Source organism: Endozoicomonas sp. SESOKO1 (genome assembly GCF_024606265.1).
GTDB lineage: Bacteria > Pseudomonadota > Gammaproteobacteria > Pseudomonadales > Endozoicomonadaceae > Endozoicomonas.
This window is the reverse complement of sequence record NZ_JAHHPP010000055.1, coordinates 45,068-62,841: the sequence shown is the minus strand read 5'-3', so window position 1 is coordinate 62,841 and position 17,774 is coordinate 45,068. Positions and strand designations below refer to the sequence as shown.

The following is a 17,774-nucleotide window of genomic DNA, read 5'->3' as shown; positions in this document are numbered from 1 at the left end:
GAATAAGTATTAACACTGATAGTGGAATTGCCTTACATGCGATACCTTGGCTGAAAGTATTTCTTATTCGCCGGGTTGGCCAGTCTTATACGTATAGTATGACCATACAGGGCAATGGACTTTTGTGATGATGAGCCATCACAATGTCTGCGTCCACCAGAGATAGGCAAACGATAAGCCAACAATGATTTTGTTACATTGATTCAGATCAAGTTGGTGTCACTGCTCTATCCATATGCAGTCTGACTGACCCGGGAGCAGCATTCCCAAAGAAATCTCCAACCTATCAGGAGCCTCTTAGTATGACTGTAACCACCAGCGAACTGCCAGCAGCATGGGAAGGATTCACTTCCGGCGACTGGTCAGAAAGCATCAATGTTCGTGACTTTATCCAGAAAAACTACACTCCTTACGAGGGTGACGGTTCCTTCCTTGCCGGTTCAACTGAAGCTACAGACAGGCTGTGGGCGGATGTTATGGAAGGCATCAAGGAAGAGAATCGCACTCACGCCCCCCTGGATTTCGATACCGACCTGCCATCCACCATTACTTCCCATGATGCTGGCTACATCAATAAAGATCTGGAAACCATTGTTGGCCTGCAGACTGATAAGCCGCTGAAGCGTGGCATCATTGCCAACGGTGGCATCCGTATGGTTGAAACTTCCTGTGAAGTTTATGGCCGTAAACTGGATGACACGGTTAACAAGATTTTCACTGAATATCGTAAGACTCACAACGCCGGTGTTTTCGATGTTTACACGGCTGACATTCGCAACTGCCGTAAGTCAGGCGTAATTACCGGGCTGCCGGATGCCTACGGCCGTGGTCGTATTATCGGTGACTACCGTCGAATCGCCCTGTACGGTATCGATCGACTCGTTGTTGATAAAAAAGCTCAGCACAAGTCCCTGGATGCAGCACTGAATGCTGGCGATGATCTGGAGCGCACCATTCAGCTGCGTGAAGAGATCATGGAGCAGATCAAGGCTTTGATGCAGATCAAGGAGATGGCTGGCAAATACGGTTGTGACATCAGTGGTCCTGCTGCCTCTGCCCGTGAAGCGGTTCAGTGGACTTACTTTGGTTACCTGGCTGCGGTGAAGTCCCAGAATGGTGCTGCCATGTCCCTGGGACGTACGGCTACCTTCCTGGATATCTACATTCAGCGTGACCTGGAAGCGGGTAAGATCACTGAAACTGATGCTCAGGAACTGATCGACCATTTCGTAATGAAGCTGCGTATGGTTCGCTTCCTGCGTACCCCTGAATACGATCAGCTGTTCTCCGGCGACCCGATCTGGGCGACTGAGTCTATCGGTGGTATGGGTCTTGATGGTCGTACCCTGGTTACCAGAAACGCCTTCCGTTTCCTGAACACCATGTACACCATGGGGCCATCTCCAGAGCCAAACATCACCGTTCTGTGGTCTGAACAGCTGCCGGTGGGCTTCAAAGAGTACTGTGCCAAGGTGTCGATTGATACCAGCTCGATTCAGTACGAAAATGATGATCTGATGCGTCCTGATATGAACAGCGATGACTACGCCATCGCCTGCTGTGTGTCGCCTATGGTTGTTGGCAAGCAGATGCAGTTCTTTGGTGCCCGTGCCAACTTGGGCAAGACGCTGCTGTATGCTATCAATGGCGGTGTTGACGAGAAGCTGAAAGTTCAGATTGGTCCAAAAACCGACAAGATCACGTCTGAATACCTGGATTACGACGATGTGTATGCGCGTTTTGACACGCTTATGGATTGGTTGGCGACCCAGTATGTGGCTGCCCTGAACTGTATTCATTACATGCACGACAAGTACTCCTATGAAGCTTCCCTGATGGCGCTGCATGATCGTGATGTTATTCGCACCATGGCTTGTGGTATTGCCGGTTTGTCTGTTGCTGCTGACTCTCTGTCTGCCATCAAATACGCCAAAGTCAAGCCTGTGCGTGATGAAGACGGCATTGCTATCGATTTCGAAATTGAAGGTGATTTTCCGAAGTTTGGTAACAACGAAGAGCGTGTAGATGCGATTGCCTGTGAACTGGTTGAAACGTTCATGAAGAAAGTCGCTTCTCACAGGATGTATCGCGATGCGATTCCAACCCAGTCCGTTCTGACCATTACCTCTAACGTGGTATACGGCAAGAAGACCGGTACTACACCAGACGGACGTCGTGCAGGCCAGCCATTTGGCCCGGGTGCCAACCCAATGCACGGTCGTGACACCAGTGGTGCGGTAGCTTCCCTGAGTTCTGTTGCCAAGCTGCCATTTGCCTATGCGAAGGATGGTATTTCTTACACCTTCTCTATCGTGCCAAAGGCGCTGGGTAAGGATGAAGACGCCCGTCGCAGGAACCTGGTAGGTCTGATGGATGGTTACTTCCATAACGAGAAAGGCCATGAGGGCGGTCAGCATCTGAATGTAAACGTCATGAATCGTGAAATGCTGGAAGATGCCGTGGAGAACCCTGATAAGTATCCTTCCCTGACCATCCGTGTTTCCGGTTATGCGGTGCGTTTCAACTCGTTGACACCAGAGCAGCAGCGTGACGTTATCACCCGTACCTTTACTAGCTCGCTGTAACAGTAAACGCTAGAATTAACCTTTGAAAAGGCCAGCTCTGCTGGCCTTTTTTGCTGATGGCTTTCAGGGTCTTTGTAAAAGACAGTGATCTGCTGTTTACAGAGACGCGTTGGGTAAATAGGAGGGTCGCCATGTCCCTTGGTCGTGTCCATTCCATGGACTCATTTGGCACGGTAGACGGGCCGGGTATCCGTTTCGTTGTGTTTATGCAGGGCTGTCATATGCGCTGTCGCTACTGTCACAACCGGGATACCTGGGACCTGCGTGATGGCGGTGAGCTGCTCAGTCATGAGGAGGTTCTGGAAAAGATTCTCAAGGTGAAGAGCTTTCTGACTGGTGGTGTCACCGTGACAGGTGGCGAGCCGTTGCTCCAGGCTGAATTTGTTGCCGATCTCTTCAAGGCGCTTAAAGCGCACGATATCCATACTTGTCTGGATACCAATGGGTTTGCCAAGCATATCACTCCGGATATTGAGCGGCTTCTGTCATACACCGACCTTGTGCTTCTGGATATCAAGCATATGGACGAAGCGATGCACCAGAAGCTGACGTATGTCACCGGCAGGTACACTCGCAATTTTGCCGCGCATCTGCAGGCGTTGAAAAAGCCAACCTGGATCCGCTATGTGGTGGTCGAGGGGTACACCGTCGATCCACTCTATGCCGCTATGCTGGCGGAGATGGTGGAGAAAATGGATTGTGTTGAGAAGGTGGAAATCCTCCCTTACCACAGCCTGGGCGTGCATAAGTGGGATGCTTTCAAAGAAAGTTATGAACTCGAAGCGGTGCGGCCACCATCAGCTGGGCAGCTTGAGGCCATCAAGGCTGAATTTGACCAGCGGGGAATTACTGCGGCTTATTGATGGTGTTAACCGCTAAAGCACACGGAGTGCACAAAGGAAATTCTTTGTGGTCTCCGTGGTTGGGAAGAACTTAGTTAAAAATACGGTTTTCCTGTTCCTGAACCCGGATAAACGTGGTTCGCTTGGACAGTTCTTTCAGTTGGGCGGCGCCTACGTAGGTGCAGGTTGAGCGTACGCCACCGAGGATATCCTGAATGGTTTCAACAATGGCGCCGCGGTAAGGTACTTTCACGGTCTTGCCTTCAGAGGCGCGGTAGTTGGCCACACCGCCAGCGTGCTGGTCCATGGCAGTGGTGGAGCTCATGCCATAGAACAGTCGGAATTGCCTGCCATCTTCTTCTACCATTTCGCCGCCGGACTCATCGTGACCGGCAAACATACCGCCGATCATGACAAAATCAGCGCCGCCACCAAAGGCTTTGGACACGTCGCCGGCACAGGTGCAGCCACCGTCGGAAATCACCTGTCCACTAACGCCATGGGCTGCATCGGCACATTCAATAACAGCGGACAGTTGTGGATAGCCAACCCCGGTTTTAACGCGGGTTGTGCAAACGGAGCCAGGACCGATACCGACCTTGACAATGTCAGCACCTTTCAGGATCAACTCTTCCACCATTTCTCCGGTAACCACGTTACCGGCAATAATCACCTTGTTGGGGTGACGCTGGCGAACACGGGCAACGAACTGGACAAAATGCTCTGAGTAACCGTTGGCTACATCGATACAGATGAAGCGGAGTTTGTCGTTCAGGGACAGGATTTCAGACATTTTTTCGAAATCGTTTTCGGATGTGCCGCTGCTGACCATGATATGGTTTTCGATGCCTTCAGGGGCATTGTCGAGGAAGGTCTGCCACTCTTCGACGGTGTAATGCTTGTGAACCGCAGTCAGCATTTTGTGCTCGGCCAGGGCGAGTGCCATGGCGAAAGTGCCGACAGTGTCCATGTTGGCAGCAATGACGGGTACGCCAGTCCATTCCTGGTCAGTGTGAACAAATCGGAAGGTGCGCTCCAGGCTTACCTGTGAACGGCTTTTCAGGGTGGAACGCTTTGGGCGGAACAAAACGTCTTTGAAACCCAGCTTGATATCAGCTTCTACACGCATAATAACTTATTGATAGCCATCTTGCAGTGCCCTGGGCATGGTGATCCGGAGATCGATGCATCAGAAACACGTACATCTACTTTGGTTTGGGGAAGTTTGATGTACAAGCGGCCGGACAGCCCGGATGATCAGGGTAGACCCATCTTCGAATACGCGAAGAGTGCGCCGGACCCGACATCTTTTTTAAGGACGAAAAAAAAGGGCGTATTAGACGCTTATACGGCTGAAGTATACCCAGACGCGTTTTGAAATAAAAGGGGGTAAGGGAAAGGCGTTTATTGAAAGGGTGAATGAGTGCCTGTCCATTGCCGTGTGTTACAGCAAGGATGAACAGGCTGTCAGGGTCAATCAATCAGGTTGCGGATCTGGGTTTTGATCAGATCGATGGCAATCCTGTTCTTGCCACCATGGGGAATGATCAGGTCAGCATGCTGGCGTGCAGGCTCAATGAACTGCATATACATCGGGCGAACCGTTTCCAGGTATTGCCTGATGACGGAATCAACATCACGGCCCCGACTGAGAATATCCCGCTTCATACGACGGATCAGGCAGATATCCAGTGGCGTATCCATAAAGAATCGCAGGTCAAAAGCTTTCCGGATTTCCGGGTTGGTAAAAAGGAGAATTCCTTCATAAATCACCACACGAGCGGGGTGGACCTTGCGGGTATCGGAACGACGATTGTGCTGGGTATAGTCATAAAGTGGAACATCGATTTCCTGACCATTTTTCAGTTTGATCATCTGCTCCAGCATCAGGTCATGATCCATGGACTCCGGGTGATCATAGTTGGTACGAACCCGCTCCTCCATGCTCAAATGTGTCTGGTCTTTATAGTAGGAGTCTTCTGAAATAACACACAGGTGCTCTGACTGGAGCTCTTCAACCAGTGTTTCTGCCAGCAGGCTTTTGCCAGATGCGGAGGCGCCGGCAATGCCGACGAGAATGGTTTTCTGTTTCATGGGATGAGTCCGGTTATCAGCTTCTGTCTACAGGGACAGGTTTTCCGTTGTCGTTTATAGCAACGTAGGTGAAGAAGCCTTCCGTGACCTTATGACGTTCTTCTGATTTGAACGGGTGGGACAGTATCCACACCTCGAGTTTAATGCGCATGGAGGTGTTGCCGACGCGAATGATATCAGCATAACAGCAAACCACGTCACCAACTTTAACCGGATGGATAAAGCTCATGGATTCAACGGCAACGGTGGAAACCCGGCTATTGCAGCGATTTTTCGCTGCCAGGCCGCCGGCCATGTCCATCTGGGACATGATCCAGCCGCCAAAAATATCGCCATTCGGGTTGGTGTCAGCTGGCATTGCCAGTGTGCGCAGAACCAGGTCGCCCTGTGGTTCACTCATCAGAAAACTCCATGCAGGTCGTAACTGGCAGCGAATGCTATGCCGGTGAAGTCATCTTGTAAATCCGTATTTCCATGAAGGCTTTGATGGAAAGCTTTGATGCAAAGCTTGCATGGAAAACAGTGGGCTATTCCTGTATAAGTTCCCGCTTTGAGAGCAGTGTAACCAGCGTTGATACCTATGACATCCCTTCCTTTATCCCCGCACTTATCCAATCCGGGCCAGTTGATTGTTCGTAACCAGGCGCTCTTTGAGTTTGAACATCTTGTGGTGGTTGGATTGCCGGCTGATGATCTGGCTTCTCATTTGTTGAGTGATGGGATTGGCTATATCACGGCACTGACCCGTGATTTCAGTGCTTATCAACGTCTGTTGCCGCATAAGGCCCGGCTGGAAGACCGTTTTTCTCTCAGTTTTGCGCCGATCCTGCCGACTGAATTTGCCCATCCCGTTGAGGGTGTTTTGCTCTTTCTCCAGAAAAGCAAACCATTAATGGACTTCTGGCTGGAGATGGTGCTGAGCTTTTTGCCAGAAGGTGCCCCCATTTGGCTGGTGGGGGAGAATGATGAAGGGATCAAGTCATGGAAAAAGCGGTTGAAGAACAGTTTTGGCCATGTCAAGAGTATCGATAATGCCCGTCACTGTGTATTGCTGGAAGCTTCGGAACCGTTGAAAAAACCGGATAATTTTAACCTTGAGTCATGGTTTGAGTCGTTTTCTGTCACTGTTGGCCCGGTCAATATGGATATTACCTCGTTACCCGGTGTTTTTAGTCAAGGTCGACTGGATAAGGGAACCCGGGTTCTGCTGGAAACACTGGATGTGGTGCCTTCCGGCAAAGTGCTGGATTTTGGCTGTGGTGCCGGAGTGATCTCCGCTTATATCGATGCCCTGCCCGGTGAGCATGATTTTACCCTGGTGGACTGTGATGCACTGGCTCTGGCCAGCAGTAACAAAACCATGAGCACCATGGGAAGTGAGTCTTTTACCGTACTTCCCAGCGATGGCCTCTCAGGAGTGAGTGGACAGTTTGACCTGATTATCTCCAACCCACCGTTTCACCAGGGCGTTAAAACCCACTATGAAGTGACAGAGCTGTTTCTTGCCCAGTCACGTCAGATGCTGCGCCCGGGTGGCGAACTTCGTATTGTGGCCAATAGCTTCCTGCGTTATCCACCAATCATTCAGAAGGCGTTTGGCCACTGTGAGACGTTGCTCAGCAAAGATGGGTTCTCGGTTTATCGGGCCAGACACTGAATGTCATTGCTGACCATTCGCTGTTACAGGGCCAGATAGTATGGTGACATCAACTGTCTGGTTTCTTCTGTGTAGTGAGGAGGCCGGGTATATATAGTGACGGTCTCCTCCTGAGTTTCCTGAGGTTTATCCTGTACCCGGTGTTTCAAGACCAGTATATAGCGGTGGTTCGGATGGTCGCTGGAAGAGCGCAGCCCAATCTTTTTTTTCAGGCACAGCCCTTCCAGGGCCGCGGCTCCCAAAAAGCGTGGTGTGGATTCCACGGGCAGCAGAATCCAGGCTTCTCCGGTGTTCGCCAGATGTCGTGAAACCACCCTGGCAAGATCAGTGAAACTCAGGCTGTCGGTATGGCGGGCCATGTTTCGTCGTTGATCATACCCTTTAAAGGATTGCTGAAAAAAAGGCGGATTCGAAATGATACAGTCAAAGCGTTGCTGACTGGTGGCAGAGAATGTCTGGATAGCGCTATTGACCAGGTGAAGCTGATCTGCCCACGGGCTGGCGACAAAGTTCCTTACCGCTTGTTGTGACGCCTCTTTATCCAGCTCCACGGCGGTGATTTGCCCATTGCAGTTCTGGGCTGCCATCAGGCTCAGCAACCCGGTGCCTGCGCCAATATCCAGAATGGATTGGCTATGTTGTAATCTGTGTGCCCCGGCCAGAAGGGCACCAAAGATGCAGGCATCCGTGGTGACTTTCATGGCGCATTCACCCTGTTCAATTCTGAACTGTTTAAAAGCAAAGTAGCTGTTTCTGGCCATGATATTTACTTTCTGCCTGGATGCTGCTGAGCCAGCACGGCAACAATGATCATCAACAAGCCAACATAGGTGGCAGGATAGATAGGCTCACCAAGAATATTGGCGATGAAAATCAGTGATAGAAACGGACTGAGATAGCTGATATTGCTGACCATGGCCGTATTGTCCGCCAGTTTGAGGGCTTTCAGCCACAGGATATAAGCAAAGCCCATTTCAATCAGGCCAACATAGGCTGCTGCTGCCAGGCCTTCAGAGGAAATGGGCCAGAAATCGGAGAACAGGGCGGTGGCACCAATAATCCAGGGCAGTCCACATAGGAAGCAGATCAGCAGGCCAACCACAGGGTCTCCTTCACGCCGGGTATTCAATAGCCAGTAAAGTGCCCAGATGATGGTGCTTGAAAGTGCCAGAAGAACACCCGTTGGACTGGAGAAATTAAGGTTTTGAAAGGCCCCGCGGGTACAGATAATCAATACACCCGCGTAGGCCAGCAGGCAGCAGAGCAGGCTGGTCAGGGACAGCTTTCTGCCCAGCAAGGGAACCGCAAGCAGGGTTAGCGCCATTGGCCAGCTGTAGTTTAATGCCTGTGCCTGTTGTGCCGGAAGCAGGTCATAAGCGCCGAACAGGGCAACATGATAGAGAAAAGGGTTTAACAGTCCCAGGACGATGAATAATCCTTTTGTCTGTTTGAATTGGGAAACGATTAAGCCAGCCTTTCCCTGAATCATGACAATGATGGTCAGCAGTATGGTGGAGGTTGCCACGGACCAGAATACCAGCTGCCATGGGTCAAGATGTTTAAGGGCTATTTTAAAGGCGGTGGCAATGGTCGACCACAATAAGGCCGTGGCCAGGGCGTAGATATTGGCTTTGCTGCTATTTGTCATAAAAAATTTGTCATAAAAAGTTTGTTATGGAAGGTTTGTCATGAAAAGTCTGTGATGAATATTGCCTGGAGGCGTTGATAGGTAAAGGTTGGCGCTATCTTATCCCACAGGTTTCAAAAGCAACAGACAAAAGCATTGAAGGGTGTTGGTGATTTAAGGAATTGTCCCGGAGTAACTTCATCATTTTATTCAGACTGGGAAAATGCCGCCGCCCGCTTCCCGCCACCCGCTGCCCGCAAAAGCACAAGTGGTTCCAGCTTTTCGGGAAGCGGGCGGCGGGTAGCGTGTAGCGTCTGTAGAAATGTCGAAGTTATTTCAGGACAGCTCCTAAGGTGGTTTAAAATGGAGCTTCCCTGCTTCTTTTTCCTTTTAAATGTTCTGAATCCTGATGCTACCCAGTAGCGTGAAATGGAGTTTACCCTTCAATGGTGATGGTAACATGACGGTTGTCTCTGCGGCCTTCTCTGGTTTGATCTCCGGCCTCCAGAACGCCACCGGCAACCGCTTCGATGCGGATGCCCTCGACACCACACCCTTCCAGATACTTTTTGACACTTTCGGCCCTGAGCAGTGCGAGCTTCATATTGTATTCCCGCGGTCCGGTTGAATCGGTGTAACCAACAGCAGTCAGGCGGATGCCAGGCTGCTTTTTGGCAGCATCAGCGATTTGATCCAGCTCCTGACGGCCCACCGGATCAATGTCCGTTTTATCAAAGCCAAAATAAACGATTCCCAGCTCTTTCTGGAGTGGGCAGCCATCGGCATCGACGGGAGTGCCTGTGGGCGTATTTGGGCACTTGTCAATGGTATTGGGAATACCATCCCCATCACTGTCCACAGGGCAGCCAGACTGGTCAACAGATACACCGGCAGGGGTGTCGGGGCAGCGATCCATATTGTCCGGAACACCATCGCCGTCGGAATCGGGACAGCCGTGAGCATCCACTTTTATGCCATGAGGGGTATTGGCACACCTGTCCATATGGTCAGGAACTCCATCATTATCTGAGTCAACAGGGCAGCCGCTGTTATCGACTGTTATGCCCCTGGGTGTGTGTGCACAGCGGTCTTTTTTATCAGGAACGCCATCCTGATCACTGTCACTGCCTGTCAGTGAACAGATTGCAGCAGCGACCAGGGCACCACCAATAGCACCATAAGCGGCAGACTTACCACTGTCGGATGAGCTCTTACTGTTGGCTGCAGCGCCAACAAGACCGCCGGTTCCCGCCCCGATCAGGGCGCATTGGCTCCACCGGTTCATATGACCATCACTGGCGCAGCCAGCGAGAAAAAGGGTGATCATGAACAGTGTTAACGTTTTAAAGGGAGTAGTGAAGTGCATGAATCAAACTCCGGTTGTGTCGAGTCAGGGTTGTGTCGAGTCAGGGGTGTGTTGACGTCTAATCGAGTAAGAATTTCCCATCACATAATCTGAATGCCATGGCCGACAGTGTGTACAGTGAGCGCTGACAGAATATCTCAAGCAGGTTTGGAGAAGCGTTGTAGCCCTCTGATTGTCAACGCATAAGTTATGGCCGAAGCCGATTGCAGAAATGCAGATAGGTTAAGTAGCTAGCCATATGAAATCATATATTTCTGGCTACTTATTGGAGGATCAGCAGCTTCGAGTATAGGCCAAAATATTCGCTGCCAGAGTCTTCCAATATGGAATGAGCCTTATTTTTATTGGCAGACAACCGATAATCATGAACATGAAAACCAAGATTCCAATAGTGATAAAGCGACTGATTGTGAGAGGGCAGGCTTTGCCCGGAAAGGTCACATTGAAACTGTTCGCCGTATATCTGCTTACGTTGCTGGCTGTTGAAAGTCGAGCTGGGATAATCCTGCACAGGGCTGTTGAGCCTGCCCGGATTGGTCTGGATATCAGTATTTCCGGTGAGAATCTGACGCTTTATTTTGCTCTCAGTGAAGAGTCTTTATCGGTACTTAAAAAAAAAATGGATCTGGAGCTGATCTATAGCCAGCTTCAACGCATACACTACTTTGCTTTACCGCCCGCCGCTGCCCATTGTCAGGTCATTGCACTTCAAGTCAATCGGGAAGAGGATCAAATCAGTGGCTATCAAACATTCCACTGCAAAAGTCCCGGACAACTCAAATACATTGACGTGAAACTTTATGAAGCCTTGCCTGACTTGCAAGCGATTGATGTCTGGCTGACCACAGAAAACTGGCAAAACAAAACCGTTGTCTACCCTGAGAAACGGCAGGTCTCCATCAAGTCGGGGATATTAAGATGACCAATGTTCAGGCCGTTGCCATTCAAGACCTTGAGCAGCGTATTGGTGACACTGAAGTTTTAAGAATTCCAGAGCTGGTAATCAAAGCGGGTGAAACGGTGTGTATTCAAGGCGGGAATGGCTCTGGAAAAACGACCTTGTTAAGAACCCTGGTGGGGCTTGTACGCAGTGATAGTGGTGAGGTGCTGGTTCTGGGCAATGATATGAGAACCATTGGCACCTCCACTCTGGAAAGATTTCGTGCGGACGCTATCGGATTTGTTTTTCAGCATTATCGGCTGGTTCCTTATCTCAGTGCCTTTGATAACATTCTGCTGCCCTGTTACTTCTCACCAAAAAGAAGATGTGAAGCAGAAAGAAAATCCGGGACTGCAGCCGAGGATGCCATTCGTCTGATTCGCAAGCTCAGTTTAAAAGACCCATCCCGGCTATCAAAAAATGCTGCGCAATACAGTGCGGGTCAACAGCAGCGTTTTGCGATTGCCCGCGCACTGATTGGCAAGCCTGAAATGGTGTTGGCGGATGAACCGGCCTCAGCCATGGACAGCCGGGGCAAGAAGGCCGTTTACCAGCTTTTGCAGGATGAATGCCGTGCCAGTGGTGCCACACTGATCTGTACAACCCATGATGAAAATGGCGTTGATGGTTTTGACCGTTATGTGGATATGGATGCCCTGAACCTGGCAAGGGAGCGCGAAAACCGATGGTCATTATGACGATTATGCGCAAAAGTCTTGGTCAGAGAGCAGGGCGCTCAACGATTTCAATTCTGGCACTTGCCTGCAGCATTGCGCTTCTTCTGGTGATCAGCCATATCCATGAAGCTGTCAGGTCTTATGCAAGGCAGGTGTCGTCAGGTGCAGACCTGATTGTCGGAGCACCTTCACAGCCGGTACACCTTGTCCTTTACAGTCTTTTTCGCATTGGTCCCCCTCCCCCGGTGATACCCTGGAATATCTATAAAGAAATAGCCGCCCTGGAGGATGTAGAGTGGGCGGCGCCGGTGTCCACCAATGAAAGCCACCGTGGATATACAGTGACAGGAAGTACTTCACGTTATATGGAAACCCTGCAGCTGAAAGCCCTTAACTTTATTGGTGCCAGCGGATCAGGCACTGCCTTCAGAAATCATCGTTCTGCATTTATTGGTGCCAGTCTGGCGGCAGACTATCAACCGGGAGAGACCCTGACGATAGCCAATGGATTTTCACCCTCATTAAAAGACGAGTATCAAACACCATTTATTATTCAGGGGGTTTTAATGGAAACCGGAACCTCGCTGGATAGTAATATTTTAATTCCGATTGAAGGGCTGCGAAAAAATCGAAAAGCCCATGGAATAAAAAATGATTATCTAAATTTCATTTTGATAAAACTGCGATATCGCCACTCCCTCTTCAAGGTGCAGAAAGTGTTGAAGTCAACCTTCAATACACCACTTGAAGTGGTGATTCCTGCGTTCGAACTGGAAAAGCTTGGACATTATCAACGTATGCTGAACAATGTGTTTATGGCAATGAGTTTTATCATCGGACTGCTCTCCCTGATGATGATGTATTTTAATCTTTCTGCCGGTTTTGCCGAGCGAAAACAGGAGGTCGAACTGTTGCGAATGGTAGGGGTCAGACCCTGGCAGCTGGCAGGACTGACACTGGCAGAACCGATGCTGCAGATTCTGTTTGCTCTGTGCTCTGGCGTCCTTATCTATAAAGTCTCGACGCTTTTCCTGGGGGGCTGGATTCCTGTTCTGAGCAGCATCGCGCTGCCTGTGGAGCAGCTGCTTTGGTTGCTGTCACTGTTTTTACTGGGTTTTCTGGTTGCCTGCTGGCCAGCATGGCGAATGTATGGTTTTTCCAGAAGAACCTAGGAGTGTTTATAACTCGTCAAGTGATCAACTATGGAAGGGGCTGGTACCATAGTTGTCACCATGCTGCTACCATACTGCCACCATAAATGTAGAGATTTCTTTTTAAAATTCATAGTAATAATTTGTGATATTTAACAAGTAAAATACTCTAAAAAACATTGAAACCAATTAAAGATGGCCAAAGTCTATTGTGAGTACCTACTAAAGAAAAAAGAGGTTCTTATTTATGGATAGCTTGTCATCATTGCCAGCCACCACTCAGCCAGCGATAACCTCTGCAGATCCAGAGGCTTCAAGTGGTGCTCCAGTAACCGTCGCTTCCAAAATCCCTGGAACGGATACCGTAACGGTGGCTGCAGGTGATACCAGGAATGAAATGCCAGACCGGGCGCCAGGAAAAGATGGACCTGGTGATTCAATAAGCGAAAAGACCGTTAAGGAAACCAGAACCGACACCCAAATGAGTCAAAAGGGGGCAGATGATGTAGAAAAAACAGGTTCGGAAGACGCTGCAGCAGCAGTAAGCTCAGAAGGTGCTACTGAAAGGGGACCGCTTAAATCAGTGACTGATAAGGTTCAGACTATTCAAACGAGTGATGATTCAGAGGCAGAGGCAGAGGCAGAAGAAGTTGCAGAAGAATCGCCCAAGCTGGCGAGGAGTGAATCTTTTGAATCTGCCGGGGATGATAAAGACGTAGATGAAAGTTCTGAAACTGAGGCGGCAGAAACTACTGCAAGTGATAAGAAAGAAGAGGAAAAGGAGGAAAGTTAATCAATGATGTCTGGTTCTTTGTGCTTATAGCTAAGGTCAAAAGAGTGTATCTCGGCTTGGCATGCTGCCTATCTGCTGCACGGTGCTCTGCTGGAACTGGTTTGTAAAGTGAGTGTGTTGGAGAGGTGTCTGGCTGTTGAGTCAGTTACCTCTCTTACTAAAATAATAAGAATCATGGGTAGACAGCCTGAACTGGAGGTGACAGTATGTCCGACTAGTCACCAAGAAATCTTTTTTATCGTTCAAGGAGTGAGCATGGGTAAAGGGTATCGAGAGTCAAGTACGAATTTGGAAGGCTCCGAGAAGAAACTAAGTTTTGTTATCAATACCACGGAAGATCGTGTCAGCCGCCTGCGCCAGGCATATCTTGATGGGGCGCTGATGGTTGATAGTGAGCGTCTCGCCGAAAAAATGCTTGCCTTTGAGCAACAGCTTGAAATTGTATTTCCCGAGAAAGACAGCCCTTAAGTCTGTTTAACACCTCTTAAAAAATCTCTTACCTGCCCAGGCTTGATCATCCACTGTGAATGAAGTACGCTTCCTGCCACATACGTTGATGTGTATGCCTTGGCAATCAGTCCGATCACGCATGCTCCCATGGCACAGCTGGATAGCGCAGCCCCCTCCTAAGGGGCAGGTCGGAGGTTCGAATCCTCCTGGGAGCGCCAATAAATTCAATAGCTTAGAGCCATTGTGTAATAAGAATTACTAAAACCATTACACAGTTATTACACACTATATGGCTACCTACAGAAAATTATCATCAGGAAAGTATCAGGCTGTTATTCGTAAGTCTGGATACCCTCAGAAGACTAAAGCATTCAATACTAAAGCAGAGGCTATACAGTGGTCTGAAGAGTATGAGTCCACAATAGATCAAGCTGTTACATCTGGTTCAGATTATCCTTTCTCAGAGTTCATTGAACTATACCTACAAGACTGTAGATCCAGACTCAAAAGACCAGACAATGAAGATTGCTTATGGAGAATTAATAAATCTTTCCTATCAAGACATACACTCTTTACTCTCACTCCACCGGCAATAGAAGCTCATAAACAGAAAAGACTAAGGAGTGTTACAGAGTCTACAGCCAGAAAGGATCTACTATTCATATCCAGACTCTACACCTTTGCACAGAGAAGACTCCATATTGATGTTAAGAATCCTGTGAAGTTGGTTCAGCTTACAAAGAATGGTAGAGCCAGAGACAGAATAGCATCACCAGAAGAACAGAGGCTCATACTTGATAACATTACTCCTAAGATGAGACCTGTCTTCATTGTGGCTATTGAGACTGCCATGAGGAGGAGTGAACTATCTTCTATCAGATGGGAATGGTTAGACCTCAGTAACAAGAGGTTAGTATTACCTGAAGAGATAACAAAGAATGGAGCCAGTAGAGATGTACCATTATCTTCTACAGCCATATCAATCTTTGAACAGTTAGGCATTAAGGATAAAGGTCTAATATTCAATGTTAAGTCTGAAGGTATCTCTACAGCCATGTATAGAGCCTGTATAAGAGCAGGTATAAAGGATTTAAGATTCCATGACCTTAGGCATACCAGCATCACTAAATACGCTAAGAAGGGATTATCTACAGCACAGTTAAGAGTTATTAGTGGTCATAAGACTCTTAGCCAGTTATCCAGATATGTAAATCTAACAGCTAATGATGTGGCTGGATTGATGGGATAACTGCCAGTGAACCAGTGAGATAGAGATACTAAAGTTCGTAGTAATATCTCAGTCTTTGGTATGCCTCTATTGCTACTGGTTCCAACTCTAATACTTCAGCTACTTCATCAATAGGAATACTATCAGCAGGATCAGTAAAGCCCTCTAGCATATCTATTTCTTCTTGGTTCAGATCTACTATCAGTCTGCTATAACTACTCATAATGCTTCCTTGGTTCACTAAGAATATTATACCTGCTCCTGTAAGCTCGTATAAGTCTCTCTAAGAGCTATCAATCTGACTGATACGATTTAACAGGTAGGGTATAGAAAAGCTCTCAGATCGAATATTTAGGGGCTATATGATAGGTCTAAAGACTTGAACCAAGGAAGATAAATAATTCCTACTTCTAATACTCTTCTTAATACTGGTGTTTAAATGCTGTAGATATAAAAAGCCTCCAGTATAGGAGGCTCTACAGTAAGACTGTTACTTAATATCTATATCTTTGAGTAAATTAGCTATAGCAGCTTTCTGTGTGTCACAAGTAATGAATGCTCTAGCTAATAATGGTGTTGTTAAAGAGTTTTGCATATCAATATATTCTGAGTAGTCTTCATAATACTTAGCCATCTGCTCTTGTGCTTTAGGTAATAGCTTATAGTCAGGATCACACTCAGACACATAATTGGTTGCATAGTTTAGACTGCGAATAGTATTACCAAGCTCATATCCTACAGTTGTACCAGTAACAGTCATATCTCTGATGCCTCCACTCATACATCCAGTTAAGAAGATTGCCATTACAATAGTAAATATATTCTTCATGCCTTGGTTCCCTCTCTATTGTGATCTGTGCCATGACTTATAACCAATGCCTAACAAGTAACTAATACCTGCTGTAGACTGAGATACCATTATCATTGAAATGATGTAGAAAGCTGCTTCTACATCATTAAAGTAACTGCTTCCTAGCTCTTCTATCCCAATTACAATCATAACTAATAGGATGGGTGTGACTACAAAGCCTGTAAGAATATTAATTGCTCTATGTTTTATGTTCATTGTCTTACCTGCCAGCATTTAAGTGAACCGTTGGGTAGTGTCTTGCAGGAAAATATCTTATTACCGTATTGATATGTCCCTATGCCTGTTGAACCATCATAACTCTTCTGTTGGAAGTAGTTATAGTTGCCATTAGGATCAATAGTCATAGAACCAGAAGCTGTAGAGTATGGTGTGTATGGGTTAGAGTAGTTGTTATTGTCCATACTCTGACTCTGTTGAAGCATACTGTTACCCATGCTGCTTAATGAATTACTAAAGCTATTGATTGCAGCAGAAGTTTCTTGTCTGTTTAGTTGTTGTTTATGGTTCCACTGCTGTACTTCATAGTCTGACATAGGATTCCTTACACCAGTTCTATTACCATCTTTGTCAGCACATACAAGCTGGCTATTATAGTTGGTGCCATAGTGTTTAGCACAGTTAGCATCACCAGCCATATAGTACCTACCATTCACATAGTTAGGGGCTGGATTAGTAGCACAGCCAGATAGAACCAGTGCAGACAGTAGAATAATAAGTATGGGTTTCACTGTAAGTACTCCATTGTAGTTATTGATGTTAGAGGTTACTGCTTGATACCTCTTGGTTCTGTGTTCGATATAGAAATTAACTCACTTATTTAGCCACTCGTCAGAGTGATTTTCACCCTTAACTGGTGTTCCACTCCTGTTCACAAAGAACATTGATTTTATCAGTATGTAAAGCAAGTAAGGGGGGAATATAACCATCAAAATGTACTTAAGTACTAGTGCTAAGGTGAACTTGATTTTCATTATTATCCCTCTTTATGCATATCAATACGCAGATGAGTATCCCATCTGTCTAATCGAATATCCATACCTGAATAGGACTAGAGTGTCTGTCTATTATTTATACATAGCTTGAGAGCTAATTTAAGCCTCTCTGAGAGACGATAGATATAGGTAGTATGTTTTAATCTCTACAGTGAGAAGTCTTCTGAGAGCTAATATTTAGTGGGTAGGAATTGATGTATCTAACGTATGAACCAAGAAAGATAATACTACAGGTAGAACTAGATAAATCTCTCATGGTTCACTGGTTCAGTACTAAATATATATACATGCTCTCAGAGCTAATTTAAGCCTCTCTGAGAGGTGTTTAATCTAACTGGTGTGATTTATCGTCTTAGGTGGGTAATAGCTCTAGAATCTAAAATATAGGGTGTATATGACAGAGTATCTACAATATGAACCAAGGAAGGATATATTAACCAGTGAGAGGTATAGATACCTCCTAATAATATATAAATAATACTAATAGACCTTAACTGTCAG

General features: G+C 47.4%; 19 protein-coding genes and 1 tRNA gene. 10 read left to right on the top strand and 10 right to left on the bottom strand.

The features are described 5' to 3' along the window. Positions 1-302 precede the first annotated feature (302 nt). Both pflB and pflA read left to right on the top strand, forming a co-directional pair. Positions 303-2,585 carry a formate C-acetyltransferase gene (gene pflB / locus KDK13_RS03500; protein WP_257283502.1) on the top strand — a complete coding sequence of 761 codons (2,283 nt, stop codon included), beginning with the start codon at positions 303-305 and terminating at the stop codon, positions 2,583-2,585. 131 nt (positions 2,586-2,716) lie between these two features. After that, positions 2,717-3,448, top strand: coding sequence for a pyruvate formate-lyase-activating protein (gene pflA, locus KDK13_RS03495; protein WP_257283500.1), 732 nt, complete (start codon positions 2,717-2,719; stop codon positions 3,446-3,448). A 70-nt stretch (positions 3,449-3,518) separates the two neighbouring features. Here the strand turns inward: pflA and KDK13_RS03490 are convergent, their stop codons facing one another. The 3 genes from KDK13_RS03490 to yciA form a co-directional block, all read right to left on the bottom strand. Beyond that, positions 3,519-4,556 carry a GMP reductase gene (locus tag KDK13_RS03490; protein ID WP_257283498.1) on the bottom strand — a complete coding sequence of 346 codons (1,038 nt, stop codon included), beginning with the start codon at positions 4,554-4,556 and terminating at the stop codon, positions 3,519-3,521. A 344-nt stretch (positions 4,557-4,900) separates the two neighbouring features. Continuing rightward, positions 4,901-5,521 carry a uridine kinase gene (udk, locus tag KDK13_RS03485; protein ID WP_257283496.1) on the bottom strand — a complete coding sequence of 207 codons (621 nt, stop codon included), beginning with the start codon at positions 5,519-5,521 and terminating at the stop codon, positions 4,901-4,903. A gap of 16 nt (positions 5,522-5,537) precedes the next feature. Continuing rightward, on the bottom strand, positions 5,538-5,921 hold the full coding sequence (gene yciA, locus KDK13_RS03480; RefSeq protein ID WP_257283494.1) for an acyl-CoA thioester hydrolase YciA: 384 nt from the start codon (positions 5,919-5,921) through the stop codon (positions 5,538-5,540). A 180-nt stretch (positions 5,922-6,101) separates the two neighbouring features. On the opposite strand from yciA, the gene KDK13_RS03475 reads away from it, so the two are divergent. Further along, positions 6,102-7,178 carry a class I SAM-dependent methyltransferase gene (locus tag KDK13_RS03475; protein ID WP_257283493.1) on the top strand — a complete coding sequence of 359 codons (1,077 nt, stop codon included), beginning with the start codon at positions 6,102-6,104 and terminating at the stop codon, positions 7,176-7,178. 23 nt (positions 7,179-7,201) lie between these two features. Here KDK13_RS03475 and KDK13_RS03470 read toward each other — a convergent pair whose 3' ends face one another. The 3 genes from KDK13_RS03470 to KDK13_RS03460 form a co-directional block, all read right to left on the bottom strand. After that, complete coding sequence (locus KDK13_RS03470; protein ID WP_257283491.1) at positions 7,202-7,939, bottom strand: tRNA1(Val) (adenine(37)-N6)-methyltransferase; 738 nt, start codon at positions 7,937-7,939, stop codon at positions 7,202-7,204. A gap of 5 nt (positions 7,940-7,944) precedes the next feature. Beyond that, positions 7,945-8,826 (bottom strand): DMT family transporter, encoded by an 882-nt coding sequence (locus tag KDK13_RS03465; RefSeq protein ID WP_257283489.1) that lies wholly within the window; start codon positions 8,824-8,826, stop codon positions 7,945-7,947. 415 nt (positions 8,827-9,241) lie between these two features. Then, on the bottom strand, positions 9,242-10,171 hold the full coding sequence (locus KDK13_RS03460) for an OmpA family protein (protein WP_306670987.1): 930 nt from the start codon (positions 10,169-10,171) through the stop codon (positions 9,242-9,244). 370 nt (positions 10,172-10,541) lie between these two features. On the opposite strand from KDK13_RS03460, the gene KDK13_RS03455 reads away from it, so the two are divergent. The 7 genes from KDK13_RS03455 to KDK13_RS03425 all read left to right on the top strand — a co-directional run bounded on the left by KDK13_RS03455 (position 10,542) and on the right by KDK13_RS03425 (position 15,431). Next, positions 10,542-11,093, top strand: coding sequence for a DUF2796 domain-containing protein (locus KDK13_RS03455; RefSeq protein WP_257283488.1), 552 nt, complete (start codon positions 10,542-10,544; stop codon positions 11,091-11,093). Then, positions 11,090-11,809, top strand: a complete 720-nt coding sequence (locus KDK13_RS03450) for an ATP-binding cassette domain-containing protein (RefSeq protein WP_257283487.1) — start codon at positions 11,090-11,092, stop codon at positions 11,807-11,809. Before KDK13_RS03455 ends, KDK13_RS03450 begins: the two co-directional genes overlap by 4 nt. Beyond that, positions 11,797-12,960 (top strand): ABC transporter permease, encoded by a 1,164-nt coding sequence (locus KDK13_RS03445; protein ID WP_257283486.1) that lies wholly within the window; start codon positions 11,797-11,799, stop codon positions 12,958-12,960. Before KDK13_RS03450 ends, KDK13_RS03445 begins: the two co-directional genes overlap by 13 nt. A gap of 349 nt (positions 12,961-13,309) precedes the next feature. Next, on the top strand, positions 13,310-13,732 hold the full coding sequence (locus tag KDK13_RS03440) for a hypothetical protein (protein WP_257283485.1): 423 nt from the start codon (positions 13,310-13,312) through the stop codon (positions 13,730-13,732). Between the two features lie 255 nt (positions 13,733-13,987). After that, positions 13,988-14,200, top strand: a complete 213-nt coding sequence (locus KDK13_RS03435; protein ID WP_257283484.1) for a flagellar biosynthesis anti-sigma factor FlgM — start codon at positions 13,988-13,990, stop codon at positions 14,198-14,200. Between the two features lie 123 nt (positions 14,201-14,323). Further along, positions 14,324-14,400: transfer RNA gene (locus tag KDK13_RS03430), tRNA-Arg, on the top strand. A gap of 71 nt (positions 14,401-14,471) precedes the next feature. Then, positions 14,472-15,431 (top strand): site-specific integrase, encoded by a 960-nt coding sequence (locus tag KDK13_RS03425; RefSeq protein WP_257283483.1) that lies wholly within the window; start codon positions 14,472-14,474, stop codon positions 15,429-15,431. A gap of 28 nt (positions 15,432-15,459) precedes the next feature. Here KDK13_RS03425 and KDK13_RS03420 read toward each other — a convergent pair whose 3' ends face one another. The 4 genes from KDK13_RS03420 to KDK13_RS03405 all read right to left on the bottom strand — a co-directional run bounded on the left by KDK13_RS03420 (position 15,460) and on the right by KDK13_RS03405 (position 16,916). After that, positions 15,460-15,633 carry a hypothetical protein gene (locus tag KDK13_RS03420; RefSeq protein WP_257283482.1) on the bottom strand — a complete coding sequence of 58 codons (174 nt, stop codon included), beginning with the start codon at positions 15,631-15,633 and terminating at the stop codon, positions 15,460-15,462. 267 nt (positions 15,634-15,900) lie between these two features. Beyond that, on the bottom strand, positions 15,901-16,239 hold the full coding sequence (locus tag KDK13_RS03415) for a hypothetical protein (RefSeq protein ID WP_257283481.1): 339 nt from the start codon (positions 16,237-16,239) through the stop codon (positions 15,901-15,903). 15 nt (positions 16,240-16,254) lie between these two features. After that, positions 16,255-16,476, bottom strand: a complete 222-nt coding sequence (locus KDK13_RS03410; RefSeq protein WP_257283479.1) for a hypothetical protein — start codon at positions 16,474-16,476, stop codon at positions 16,255-16,257. Then, positions 16,473-16,916, bottom strand: a complete 444-nt coding sequence (locus KDK13_RS03405; protein ID WP_257283477.1) for a hypothetical protein — start codon at positions 16,914-16,916, stop codon at positions 16,473-16,475. The genes KDK13_RS03410 and KDK13_RS03405 overlap by 4 nt, the downstream gene beginning before the upstream one ends. Between the last annotated feature and the right edge of the window lie 858 nt (positions 16,917-17,774).